Annotated in this window: 13 protein-coding genes; all 13 read right to left on the bottom strand. The window is 42.9% G+C overall.

Going from position 1 to position 13420, the window contains the following annotated elements:
* Positions 1 to 455 precede the first annotated feature (455 nt).
* Entirely contained in the window at positions 456 to 1565 is a 1110-nt protein-coding gene (locus tag EHV15_RS34380) for an ankyrin repeat domain-containing protein (RefSeq protein WP_128635778.1), read from the bottom strand.
* Between the two features lie 313 nt (positions 1566 to 1878).
* Positions 1879 to 2085 carry a hypothetical protein gene (locus EHV15_RS34375; protein WP_128635777.1) on the bottom strand — a complete coding sequence of 69 codons (207 nt, stop codon included), beginning with the start codon at positions 2083 to 2085 and terminating at the stop codon, positions 1879 to 1881.
* Between the two features lie 154 nt (positions 2086 to 2239).
* The gene (locus EHV15_RS34370) at positions 2240 to 2854 is read right to left on the bottom strand and encodes a homing endonuclease associated repeat-containing protein (protein WP_128635776.1); all 615 of its coding nucleotides are present in this window, start codon (positions 2852 to 2854) and stop codon (positions 2240 to 2242) included.
* A 28-nt stretch (positions 2855 to 2882) separates the two neighbouring features.
* Positions 2883 to 3179, bottom strand: a complete 297-nt coding sequence (locus EHV15_RS34365) for a hypothetical protein (protein WP_128635775.1) — start codon at positions 3177 to 3179, stop codon at positions 2883 to 2885.
* Entirely contained in the window at positions 3143 to 3721 is a 579-nt protein-coding gene (locus EHV15_RS34360; protein ID WP_128635774.1) for a hypothetical protein, read from the bottom strand. The genes EHV15_RS34365 and EHV15_RS34360 overlap by 37 nt, the downstream gene beginning before the upstream one ends.
* 1 nt (position 3722) lies before the next feature.
* Positions 3723 to 4385: a hypothetical protein gene (locus EHV15_RS34355; RefSeq protein ID WP_128635773.1), complete on the bottom strand. Its 663-nt coding sequence runs from the start codon at positions 4383 to 4385 to the stop codon at positions 3723 to 3725.
* Between the two features lie 203 nt (positions 4386 to 4588).
* Entirely contained in the window at positions 4589 to 5071 is a 483-nt protein-coding gene (locus tag EHV15_RS34350) for a hypothetical protein (RefSeq protein WP_128635772.1), read from the bottom strand.
* Positions 5072 to 5094: 23 nt separating this feature from the next.
* Positions 5095 to 5574 carry a hypothetical protein gene (locus EHV15_RS34345; protein WP_128635771.1) on the bottom strand — a complete coding sequence of 160 codons (480 nt, stop codon included), beginning with the start codon at positions 5572 to 5574 and terminating at the stop codon, positions 5095 to 5097.
* A 19-nt stretch (positions 5575 to 5593) separates the two neighbouring features.
* On the bottom strand, positions 5594 to 7426 hold the full coding sequence (locus EHV15_RS34340) for a bifunctional lytic transglycosylase/C40 family peptidase (protein WP_128635770.1): 1833 nt from the start codon (positions 7424 to 7426) through the stop codon (positions 5594 to 5596).
* 74 nt (positions 7427 to 7500) lie between these two features.
* Positions 7501 to 10041 (bottom strand): hypothetical protein, encoded by a 2541-nt coding sequence (locus EHV15_RS34335; protein WP_128635769.1) that lies wholly within the window; start codon positions 10039 to 10041, stop codon positions 7501 to 7503.
* Entirely contained in the window at positions 10038 to 12104 is a 2067-nt protein-coding gene (locus tag EHV15_RS34330) for a VirB4 family type IV secretion system protein (protein WP_128635768.1), read from the bottom strand. Before EHV15_RS34330 ends, EHV15_RS34335 begins: the two co-directional genes overlap by 4 nt.
* Positions 12040 to 12990, bottom strand: a complete 951-nt coding sequence (locus tag EHV15_RS34325) for a hypothetical protein (RefSeq protein WP_128635767.1) — start codon at positions 12988 to 12990, stop codon at positions 12040 to 12042. The genes EHV15_RS34330 and EHV15_RS34325 overlap by 65 nt, the downstream gene beginning before the upstream one ends.
* 20 nt (positions 12991 to 13010) lie before the next feature.
* Complete coding sequence (locus EHV15_RS34320) at positions 13011 to 13325, bottom strand: PrgI family mobile element protein (RefSeq protein ID WP_128635766.1); 315 nt, start codon at positions 13323 to 13325, stop codon at positions 13011 to 13013.
* Between the last annotated feature and the right edge of the window lie 95 nt (positions 13326 to 13420).

Here is a 13420-nt window from a genome sequence, read left to right as displayed (position 1 = left end):
TTTGCCAAAGCTTATAACGACAAGTCCCGTACTTTACTATATGATGTCCGCATCCTTATTCTTAGCCGGTATTGCGTTGCCTTACAAATTGTATTCGCAAATGAGAAACAAAAAAGACGGGGCTTCATAACACCCGTCTTTTCCTATGCAATATAGGACCTTCTCGTTACAGATATTTAGCCGAGAAAGCCCTTGTCTTTAGGTATGGAATGAGGTTGCTCGGACTTAAAGAAGACTTTCCGAGCGTAAAATCTATGAGTCCGTAAAACACAAGACGTAAAAACATCTAAACACCCATCTGTGGCATATGGTAACAGTCTGTCAGGCTAAGATGCTATTTGCACTGTCTTAGGATGGGCTGATGGCACAGCCCTATACTTGGGGGTTGCATGAAGCAGAAATGAAGTGAGTGCGCTAACTATCCAAGAATCCCACGGCTTTAGCCGGGTGGAGTGTCAGATATCCAATTCTGCACCGTATTCCCTTAATAGAGATTCCGCTGAGTGGTTTCGAGTTAACCAGCATATTTTAATTGCCGTCATCCCATCCTCATTTTCATAGTTGGGATCTATCCCGGCTTCAAGAAGAAGTCTAACCATATCGAGGTCCTTATTCTCAAGGGCAATAAACATAGCATTTCGTCCGTCAGCGTCGATATCATTTACCTGTACACCCGGTTGCCGCAGAAGTTCTTGTACCTTGCTATGTTCCCTATCATAAACTGCCTGCAGGAAATCCTTTCTTTCGAATATCGGCTTTATTTCATCCTGAGTCTCCTTCTCTTCTTCCTCCTTTAACTCCCATTCCTCTAGTAAATCGAGGTCCAACAATTCCATCATGGCCATACTCAAGTCGTCCTCATTTAACACAACAGCGTTCAGAATTTGTTGTTTGGTTAAGGGGGCATTCTCATTTTCTTTAAAGAGTTCGACGACCTTTTTTGCCCCTTCACTATGCCAGGATACTCCTTCTGCCAAAGATACTGAGCGCAACCGATTAAGAACTGGAGCAACAGACCAGTTGGGAGTTGCTGCCGCTTCGTCAGCACCGATCTGTCCTTCAACGGAATCTAATGTTAACATTTCATTACTAACGGCATTGTAACTGATCGAATACGATCTTTTATCCGGCCCCCAAACTCGAATAAAGCCCTGCTGTTTTTTCACTTCAAGACTAAAAGGTAGGAACGTCACGATGATGTCGCTACTCAGAACCTCCTGTAAAAATGAGAAAAGGTCAACGAAAGCCCGGTCCTCATGCGATCTTTCTGATCCGACAAATTCACTTTCCATAAGAAATGCGACTGTTCCGGCACTAAGATTATGCGCATCCAAACAACATGCACAGTTAAATAACTTCTCGTCTATTCCAGCAGTGAGCTCAATAAAGGATTGACGGGTCCACTTCGAAGAAATAACTATTGCACGAATATAGCCTCCTTCCTTGCTGAACCCCGTTCTTTCATCGGTTAAGATTACACTGCCTGTTATGTCCAAGAATTCCCGACCTTTAACAAATGAAGTTGAAATTTTCAATTTTTCATATTCCAGACGATTCTTCAGCATGACCACACCTTTTCTTGTTTAATGCCTAACAAAAACATCACCAATCACCGTTTGGGTGAGCCTGTATTTGAATTACTCTATGCATACCAAGGGAATTCTTAATCACTTTGTTCCACTAGGCCTTTCTCAGGATTCTGACCTGATTAAAGATCAGGGGTTCCATAATATGAATGAGCTCTCATCTACTATCTCTCTTGGCAAAGGAAACAGCGTTCCAAAACGAGGGGCGACCCAGCGCTGGATCACTACTTGTGCAAACATTACCTTCTGCCGGAAGATGTCTTTCTTGGAGCGGGAATTCTGTCCTAGTAAATTAGTTAAGAATCTTTTGCTCGCTCACCTGAAGAGCCGACAGGATATCAAGCGGTCTATCTACGTCCCCAATCTTGAACTTAAAATCGAACATACCAAATCCTGTATTGACACTAGATGTTACCTCGGGTTTGAATGATAACCCCACAACCATATACGCCCCTGGTACCATGCCCACAAATCGACTTGGAATTCGTGCCTGCAACATTTGAATATCCCCCCGATGGATAATATTAAAAAAAGAAGCATCCACGAATTAGGCTTTACCCTAATCAGCGGTGCTTCCTGCTGTTGTATTTATTCAATTTATTAGGTTAATTATAACAGATTACTTATTAGAGGTGAATAGCAGAACCAATTGTTTAAATATACTTTTCCCCTTTCCATTTCCACAACTCAAGTTTTAATTTTGCCTTCGCATTATTAAAAGTACCATACTCGCTTTTAATGAAACTGAGTGACGGGCCCCCATTATTCTTCTGGATCATTTCGTATTCTCTAGCGCTTGGGGACCGACCAAGAGACACGTAAACATCCATTATTGCCTTGAGAATGAAACTCTCTATATTCACGAGCTCAAGTAATTCCTTATCCGAAAAGTACGGACTTTCTAGTTCGATGTTATGTTTCTTTAAAGCTGACCAGATAGACACTTCAATTGCAAAACGATTCGTCACTCCTTTAATTTCATTGGAGTTTAAATCATACTGCTCGATAGACAGCCTATGAACGTTGGTTTTATACTCAGAAAACCTTTTGCTATTTACCCAAATGACAGTTCGGTGTCGAGGGAAAAGTTCATTGCAAAGCTTCTGCTGCTTCTTTGAAATGAACATTCGTTGTGGATTGTAGGGCAATGGATATGGTGACAATAAAAAAGATTCAGTTTCCTTATCAACTAGGTCCGCGATGCTTTGATAATACTCATGGATGAGATTTGTCTTGACCGCATCCAAGAGAAGGTAAAATACATCCACCGTAATTGAGGTGTCTCTTTTCACGGCTTTAACTAATGATACCTTCAATCCAATAGTAAGGTAGTTGCCCATAGTTTGAAATCATACGCCCCAAATGAACTTCCGAATATTTTGGACCGGTTACCCTCACATCATCGATGCATCCGTGTACTTCAAGAATTCCATTACGAAAGACAATGTGATAATTCTCAAATTTATAGTCCTGTTCCCCTGCTCCAGAATTCAACTTTTTGTAAAGGATTGATAATCTGCTGATTATATTTGAGCGTTTGTCATTCGCCAAGTCACTTAATAATTCCATTGAACCGGTTTGTCCGTTAACCATGCCTTACCACCTCGATTGTATTTTTTTGTTGCCCCCAGATAGGCATAAACGTGCTCCGGAATGCCTTCCCAATCTCTTTCATCAGGGAGGACAGTGAGAGGTACTCCAGCTTTAGAAGCCTCTTCAGCAGCAAGTTTGACCCCTATCTCATATATTATTTCACGTTGACCTTGATATGTAGTGATCGGAGAGACTTTTCCTTCAATCGTAGTCTCCACTTCAAGGATGACGGAAGAATCTGCCGGGATCGCACGTTCTAGCCCCCGTTTTGTTTTCACAACAAGCGGAAGGCCATTTCTGTCAGTCGGGATTCGTTTGAGATCTGGAGGTGTCCAATTCGGAGGAGTATCTTCGCTCATGGAATAATAATTATATACATCCGGAATGACATGAATATATCGAATGAATCCCCCGTTTTCCTTACATGTTTCCGCAAAGGAAGAATCATAAGCTTTCCGAGGTTCATCATTGAGCCTGCATTTCGAGGTATTCGGACAGTAATTTGCACAGAGCGAACAGGTTAAGACAAGGTTTTTCGCCATTTTATTTCACCTTCCCATAATGAGGATCAAACTTCTTCTTTTGGTGGTCTGGTACGTCCTTCATGCAGACTTGATTTGTCCACCGAACTAATATCAGATAGTCCAAGTCTTCCTGCGTCAATACAGCACCGCATTTTTTACAGCGCTTCACCTCAACCTTTTGTTTTGGCAGGTGAAGTGCCTTCAGGTCGTCAGATCCACCAGATTTTTCGAGGCCCGCTCCTGGATTTTTAGCCCATTCTCTATACGGCGCCAAATCACTCCAACCGATCCCGAAAAAATCAGCTGCATCTCGAAGCGCATCGCTGGTTGCGGCCCTAACTGATTCTTTATAAAACTTTATCTTTTTTGTATCCGAGTATCGGTCTAAGGTAGCAAATCCTTGCCCTTCTGCACTCGCATGAAGAATAGTAAGGACTCCACGCACCTCGATTTCATCCGTTTCCTCATGATAAATTGGTTTGTCTGTCGTAATTCTCCAAGACCAGTAAGGGCCTGCATCAGTACGAATCCTGTGTTGAAATGCATGAGATGGAATATATGCGCTCGCCGGTTTTCTTGGATTTTTAAACTCCACCGTATTGGGAGGGAATGGAGCAGTGAGTTTGAACATAATCTCGTCGTATAAGGTTTCGAGTTCTTCTTTTGAGAAGTTTTCAATCATTCAAATCATTCCTATATGTAGAGTGACATCTCTTCAACTTCATAATAGTTGATGTATCAAAAAAACACAATAAGAAAAATAAGTTTAAACCCTGTATATAGTGCCATCCATGCAACTAGGATACGATATATATGAAAAAAGCGAGGGTACAGGCCCTCGCTTCATCGCTTTCTCTTACAGTTCAACTCGTATTTTTTTCGGTATTACAGTTTTGGAAGCAATAATGGAATGAGCAATACTACCCCCATCGTAAGTGGGGAGAACATAGTTAGACCGATCCCTAGGCGCTTTCTACCTGGATTCTTTCCGGCCATAAGACGAACAAAGATGCCAATATAAAACATTGTTCCGGTAATTGGAATGGCAATATATTTTAAGGCACTAAAGATAATGGAGCCTACCGGCATTGCAGAGTCGACAAGCTGCTCAACTGAATGGCCGCTTGATGTTTGGCCCGGAGCCTCTCCTGCGAATGAATGTATAATTGCTGGAACATAAGCAATAAGAAAGGTCCCGATACCAAATACGATAATAAAGATCATCCCTCTACGTTTACGTATTGGGTTCTTCCCAGCTGTCAACAAGAGGATGAACCCCAAAGCAAACAAACAGGACAGCACAGGAATCCCAACAATTTGGGCAAGCCTAATGAGTTGATGAACTGCGTCTAGTAAATTGTCTACCATTGTTCTACCTCCTTTAGCAGGAACTACTCCATGTTTTGTATAATCATTTCAATGTCGTCGATTTTCCAATGACTCGACGCATCTTTTTTAAGAATAGTCCTCATTATTACCATTTGTGAACTTTGAACTTGATTGTATTCGGTAGAAACCGTGAATTCATTAAGCATTACTACGTTATCCTCTTTTAATGCCGGGTCCTTCTGCACATAAGTTTTAATATCAGTTGCAACGGATTTGATTTCACTATCCATTGGAATTCCTTCGCCGGATGGGTGAGTTGCTCTAAATCCCTGCTCAGTCATAAGCGGCTCAACATTTCTGTAACGTTCCGCGGTTGTGTTATACGTAAAAAACTTATTGACAAAATCGTTATTTACTAAAAGCGCTGCTTGCTCGTCTCTTTTTGACTTTTGGATATCACTATTGTAAGAATAAAAACCAATGCTCACCACACCGAGAATCAATATTAGCACACAAGACAAATAAAATTTAAAATGCTTCATTCTCCCACCCTCTCATAACTTACTTAACAATACGTCTGAACCCAAGAAAGGGATAATTTTTCCATCGGTTCAGGGTATCCTTACTTACCCCTAAAGTTGAACCAGAGTTATAAAATTCTCCATTTCCTAAATACATACCTACGTGTGAAGGTCCAGGCCTGTACGTTTCCCAGAAAACGAGATCTCCCGGTTTGGCTTCATCCGCTGATACGGGTACTGTTTTTTTGTATTGAGAAGCAGCATTTCCGGATAAATCAATCCCGACTTTAGCAAAGGCATAGGATATGAGACCTGAACAGTCAAATCCCGTTTTTGGAGATTTACCGCTAAAGAAATACTTAGTTCCATCAAATTGCATCATTATATTTAGTACCTCTTGTACGTCAAAGATTTGATCTCCAGGAGTATATTCAATAGTATTATTTGAAATGTTATAATAACGCAACACATGGTCTACATATTCCGGGTCACCATAGCCGTCTGATCCCTGTTTTTTCCTCATCATAAGGCTGAATTCAAGGGCGTTTTCTTTCGAGTATCCACCTCTTTCTAAAGCATATGACACATAACCGATCCCATAGTTATAGGCTTGGAGTGTGATTTTGATATCTCCATTTGCTGCTTTGAAAACTTGCGAAAAGTGCTTAACACCTTGTGCTATGGAAGTTTCAGGATCAGTAAAATAGTTTCGAGGCTTTCCGGCAGACTCTGATGATTGCATAACATCCAAGAGCTTTCCCCCAGATTCTTGCATAATGATTGCCAGTACAAGTTGTGTATGTTCTTCCATACCATATAATTCAAGATACTTCCTGACAAGAGGTTCATAACGTAGAACAAAGTCAGAAACTTTCGCGGTCCCAGGGAGCCATCCAACCGATATGCCATTATTGGCAGTATTTATACCATATAGAGTAGAATCCCAATCAGGATCAGCTGTTGCAATAAATTCGTAGAATAATTTCATGTCATCCTGATTTATTCCAAGTCCGATTAAAATGCTCTGGAATTGCTGAGCATCTACATTAAAAGTTGGGACAAAACGATCATCAACCGTCGTGTGCTCCCACTGCTTGTATCTGGTAGTAGTACAGCCTGCGAACCTACTGGAATCAATGTATTCCCATTCGTCTGTTTTATTAACAGTACCCCCAGGATAATATCTTTTTAGAGGTTGAATATCCATAAAGGCATAATCTAGCGTGATTTTTGAAAGAACATCATGTTTGGGTAACTTCGTTTCAGAAATGTCCGTTGTTGTACCCGATTGACACTTTATGACAGTCTTAATTCGTTCCTTGTCATCCTTTATAGTTGTATAAGTATAATACGGTGTAAATGGTTTAATGAGTTTTGATGGTTTATAATCAGATAACTCAACCTTTTTCTCATTAACGAGAATTTCGTAGCGAACAAGTCCAGAAGGAATCCCCCAGCTTGGTTTAACTGTTTTTGCTACTTCTTCAACCCATGATTTGTCTGCTTCAATTTTCCACAATTCTGCTACAGTTGCATTAGCAGTCTCCTTAAACTCCTGTTCATACTGCAAATCGGCATTCTTTTGTTCGGCACTTCTGGCATTCCCACCGAGAAACCAATCCGAAAATGGAATGGCAGAAAGGAGCGCTAGAATCAGTAGTACTGCAATAATGATAAGTATCCCCCAAGGACCTATGGCTGCAACGATCATCTTACCTAGCGACATAATGAGTTGTTTCAGAAATTTCACTAAGAGTTTTTTTAAATATTTGCCTGCTTTACCTACTGCCTTTGTTATTGCCTTTGAGCCGGCTTTTTTTGCCGCTCCACCTGCTTGTCCCGCTGCTTGTTGCCCTACCTCAGTTGCGCTCAAGAACTCACCTCCAATCGAAGGAGGACACCTTATTTTTCAAGATATCCCCCTACGATCTTTACTTGTTCAGTTCATCAGATAACCCCAGACGATTTCCGATCTCTATAGTTCTGATATCCTTGCTGAACCCATCCAGTTGCTTTTTTGGGGCCATATGCTACAGTTTTGATGCCGGCTTTTGTTGCAGCACCGGTAGCCTTGTAAGTTCCGGCCACGATATTTGCAGCTCTGTCATCTGGGGCCGTCGGTTTCCCTTTGGCATTCACCTTACCAATTTGGGTATGGTTGAAATAATCATCAGGATTGACTCTTCTAACGTCAAAGCTATTGTCAGAATGAAGCTTCTTCCCTGTCGCATCTGCGATGTACGCCTCACTCTTTCTTCCCAGAGTAGCAGTAGAGCCAGACATACCGACCAATTCCCTCTCAGTTCTAGCCTTTTCCGTGACTCGTCCATTGGCGTCTATTCTTTCTGGGTGCTGAATGGAACGTGTGTAGGAGCCATTTTCTTGCCGAGTCCACTGATCCCCAGGACCACGAAGATTGTAATCAATTAATCGGCGTGCCCCACCTTTAAGTGATGCATCACCAGCACCATAAGCGCCAATTCGTTCCCAGCTACCATCCTTATTTTTCGCTTCGTACCAAGAGCGAGTGTCGGTTTGTGACCAGCGAACTTCTCCCATTCCGTTAGGCCCACCCATAAATCTTGTGAAATTATTGTTGTTATCACCCACGATTTGTTCAGGAGTCAAACCTTTTGCACTCATTGTTCCATCCGGACGTATTTCGCCTCTTCCTGCTTCGAAGGCTCTTTGACGACTTACACCGGATAACATTTGACCCAGTGCTTTTCCTCCAGTACCAAGCTTGCCGCCGATCGCTCCACCGATTGCTGCACCGATTGGTCCACCCATCGCTGTACCGATAGCTGCTCCAACTCCTCCTCCGAACATACCTACTGATTCACCAAGTTCACCCATCATTGCACGACGTTCTGCAAGATCCCCCCATTTTTTTCCGATATTACCGAAACTCCAATTGGGTTTTTCATTTTCACCAATTCCTTTTCCGGCATTCTTAATGGTAGAGTAAGTGCCTTTTAAACCAGAAAAGCTATTCCTTGTTGCTTGCAAAAGCCCATTAAAAGCTTTAGAGCCAATAGCCGCTCCTGCTACCACTCCTCCTGCACCAAATGGTGAACCCACAGTTCCGCCAACAACAGCACCTGCTGTTGCACCAGCCTTCTTCACTTTATTCCAAACAGATCCGCCTTCAGCTGCCTTACTCAAAACTGATGCTCCGGAGTCATTCCCCATCGACACACCAGTACCTCCGGGAGTTTCCGTTCCGACACCGCCACCACCAGCTGGGTTTACCCCATTAGCTGAACCTCTTCCTTTTCCAGACATGTTCATGACACCTTTGGAAAGCATCATCGCTCCCCCGATACCTGCAAGTCCAAGGGCAGTTGCCGTTCGTCCCATCGCGGTACTGGAATCCCCGAGGTTTAGCCATTTGCTGACCATGCCTGTAACCGGAACAAACATGATAATCATGCCAAGTTTAAAGATAGTTGGCCCCATACCTTGCCCCAAGTTGCCGGCCATCTGGACGAATACGAACAAAATCGTGGAATGGATAGCTGGAAGAAAAATATTACCGATTAGCTCCTTCATATATGTTCCAAAAAAAGCTCTAGTTTTTGCAAACAGCAAGCTGTAAGCCGCAAAAGGAGACATAACACAAAGAAGAACAATAATGATTTTTCTCGCAATGTAGATAAAGTTGAGATAGGCAGCCAGTCCCCATTCCGCAAGGAAAACAAATAGGTCGCCCATTTTAAACTGATAGGTATCATCATTCGTAGCAGTTGCAATTATGGAAACTCCATCGAGGGGCTTCCCGAGACTCTTCAAGGTCGATCCTACACCTTGAACGATCCCCCAGTTGATTGCCATTAGTGTGTGGAAGAGCATCCAGAAAAGCCCCATAAAAAAGGCTGATGCAACATACATGTGAACGTCCTTCCAGAAATCTTCTTTGGACTGAGGGCTGTGAGCTTTCATTCCAGCCTTCAGGCTAGACAGCATAATCGCCAGCATCAAAATCGTTGCATACACCCCTGAGAACGTGGCGATCAAGGGATTGATTACCTGCTTCAATTCGGACTGATAGAAAATGCCGTCAACCAAATTGTCGCCCGTATTGCTACCGAAGCCCCACGTACTATACGGGTTACCGAATACGAGATTTTGAATGCTGTTTATTCCTGGGATTTTGAAGAGATTATTGGCTTGCCCAATAATAAACCCGTTCATTAGATTCGCATCATTTTCAGCTTTATCCAGCATATCTTGCGTTTTCTGTCCAACGAGTGCTCCCGAATCGTCCCCAGCACTGGACAAATCACCGGAAGAAAAATTGACTTCGCCCCCTGCAGAGGTACTGGTCCTGGAGGTGTACCTCGTCTCAATAGCCGAGCTGCTCCAAGAACTGCCAGCTGTTGTCTTTTTACTTGGGTCTTCATAACCTGATACATTCGAACCGCACCCTGCCAGTAAAAGAACCAGTATCAAAAGGGCGACCAGAGTCAGACCCGAACGCTTTATCATGCAACATCACCATCCGGTATATGGGATTTATCCTCCAACCAGGTGATCATTTCTTCTCTCGATCTTGTCTTTTTCTTCTTTGGTGTCATCTCTACGTTTTGGTTGGTGTTGAGATACACCCATTCCTCTGGAGTAGGCTCCGATTGGAAGGTAACGATCTGCTTACCTGCCTTCATCAGCACCTGCCCCGTTGAAGCCGTTCTAATGAGGTTTCCAACATCTTCACTCAAACGGAAGGTGTTTAGGATCGGTGAAATATCTTGATCACTTTGACGTAAGAAGCAAACTGTATCGAATTGGGCTACGACATCCCTTGCTGCCTCTGTACGTTCAAACATTTCATAACGTTGGGAAACAAGGGTAAGAGATACGTTCCATTTCCGGCCGCGAGCACTCAGAAGCTTCAACCACTCCATCATGGAAGCATACTTTATCATCATCCACGCCTCGTCACAGATGACACGTTTTTTCACTTTCGGATTAGAAACAATGAAACGATTCCAAACCCATGTCATGAGAACGTGCTGAGCGAGTGGCCTTTCGATACCATTGCTTGACAATTTACTAATATCGAATGTGACCACCGGGGCCTCGTCGAGCGAAACATTATTTTCAGAAATTATTTTCGTTTGCCCATCAAACATTCCGAAGGCTTTGTTTCGAGTGAAAAGCTTGACGATGTTACAAATTTCGCGGAGTTCTTCGCCGTAATCATTCTTCATCTCTTTACAAAGTGCTTCGTATACTTCCGAGATGGTTGGCATCGGGATGAGTTGCTTCCGATAAGTAATAGTACCGAAATCATCGATATGTTCGATTTGCTCGTAAATTGATGCCGGATCTTCGGTGATACCGCGGGAGATATAGAGCTCCTCAAGGATGTCGTTAAGGACCCCAATCTCAACAGGGCTAAGACCGCGATTATCCGGTGTCAGCGACTCCTTCATGACCTTGAAAAACTCAAGAGCTTCCTTTACTTTTTCATTAAGGTTGATTTTTTCCTCAATATACTCATCTTCGGTTCCCTTGTTCTTGACTTCTTTTTCCGGGAAAATGTCGAGAGGATTAATTCTACTTACATCGTCATTCTTGGACGGATGTATTGGAACGACGACCCCGCCTAATGCATAAGTGAGTTCACGATATTCGGGCTCAACGTCTATAATGACGTTTTTCATGATTCCGTCCATGTACCCGCGAGCAATAATCTGCTTCACCAGTACCGATTTCCCGGAACCCGAAACACCGAAAATACCAAGCGAATAGTTGTTAAGACTGGAGTCGAAGTTGTTGTAATAAACATAATCCCGACCAAATCGGCCGATTGGAAATCCCCCTTGGTGATTAAGTTTGGAGGAGGCATGCGGGAAAATCGCCGTGAGACTAAGTTGATCGAGATTACGATCCGACTTTGGAAGGTAATTTTTCCCCAAAGGTAGAGTAGAGAGAAATGCTTCCTTTTGACGATTAAAAGCACTTAAAATCTCTATCGACTCTCCAGCAACTTCATTTTCCACTTCCACGCACTTAGCATTCAATTCGTCAAGTGAATTAGCATAAACCGTGGCTTGCACAGAAACGTAATATAGCCCGTTCGTATTGTTCTTTATTTGTCTTTGGAGGAACTTTGTATCCTCCCTCTTTTGAAGAGCATCATCGATTTTAGCTTGGTCTCCACGATTTGACGCAGAATAGATGACCGTATCGAACTCATCAATCTTATCCTGTAGTCTCTTTATCGCGATATTTCGGTCAATGGGCTCAATATGAACGGAACAATCCAAATCGTCTCCAGTGAACAAGGCTTCAAGCCACCCGATCCGTACGGAGCGTGGATAACCACTTGGCTTAACAAAAAACGAACGCCCGTATTTGGTTGTCCCCAGACCTGTTTTTAGAATGAAGTAGTCACTTTCAAAATGGGCACCATCATTTAGCATGTTCTCGACGATATTCGGAAAAGAAAGAGGGGCGTCGTTCTTCGCGCTTCCCTTCACATCATTGATTTGCTGCTCTTTGGAGATCTCTTGCGTTTGCGTCTTCTTCTTCGAAAGCTTGAACATACTTTCGCACCTCCTCCGGGTCATAAACAAGATCATCAAAACCAGGCAGCGAAGTCACGTCCGCCGTAATGTAAACCGAGAGCTTTTCCTTCCCCTGCGTAATCAAGTCATCAACAGGGTTGATAACCATCCGATCTCGATTAAGCGCTCTTTTCATAACTTCCATCGCGGACAGACTATCCAGCATATACGAGAAGATTTCACACTGACGCAGCATTCCGACAACGGTTGCAGCACGTTGGTAAAGCTCGTTCCGGATCATTTCTTCTCGCTGTTCAGGTTTCAAGGCTCCCATTTTGCTCGGAATCGGAATGTACGTAATTACGTAATAAACTTTACGAGAAATCCGGAACTCCTTCTCCGACTTGTCTTTGATGTGTTTGATAACTTTTGAGTTGTAATCCTTCGTCTGTGGATTGCATTTATCCAAGTTTGTGTTCCAACGCGCTTCTTCCTTTCTCAAATCCTGCCGAACCGCTTGGCCAAGAATTTGAATCGGAAAGCGAATCACCCGGAACAACGAACTGTATCCAAGAATTGTAGCTTGCCTAGCCTGAGCGCTTAAGAGGTCATAGTTTACAGAATCAGTAGCCACAACCACGCAATATTCATTGTTTTTCTTCACAAAAATACCGTGGTGAATATCATCGATGCCGATTAGGTCTTTCATGTTCTGCCGCTCTTTTTTCAGTTGCTTTTCAGCGTACTTGTTCTTGGGTTTGTTTACCGGAAGATTTGTACCTGCAGACTGGTTGACTTCCTGAAGATGTTGTTTACGCTGCCAACCAATTACCGGCTCATTTCGATCCATTCTCTTCTTTGCAATCATGAGGAAGCCAAGCATAAGTGCAAGGAACCCCATCATGCAAAAAATAAATATTTGCATTAGTGAACCGCCTTCCGTATTTAGTTGTGAGAGAATGCCTTCTGGGAGCGCATGAATTTGATCTTACTTACTACAAACTCGCTCGCAAATTGTTCATATTTTTCAAACTTAAAAAAAGCGAAAAAGCTTGCAATGGCACCCAGAACAACAAAGAGGACCAATTTTCCAATCCAATCAGCCAATTCACTTAAAAACGGGATCTTTCCAAAAATGAAGAATACCCCGCAGAATACCAACGTAGGGAAGATAATCAGAAATTGTCTGATCGATAAGATGGCGAGGATCGACTTTTCTTCCTGTGTGATATCGATTGGCACTACAATTTCATTGTTCATGAGCAATCCTCCAGTCTGAACAAAAATAACCACACTGCCTATATGATCCTAGATGTTAAATGTCCTCATCTCTTGGCAGTGTGGTCACCTTGCTG

Origin of the sequence: Paenibacillus oralis (assembly GCF_003863965.1) — a bacterium.
Lineage (GTDB): Bacteria > Bacillota > Bacilli > Paenibacillales > Paenibacillaceae > Fontibacillus > Fontibacillus oralis.
The sequence above is the reverse complement of the archived record's forward strand: the minus strand, read 5'-3'. Positions and strand labels throughout refer to the sequence as shown.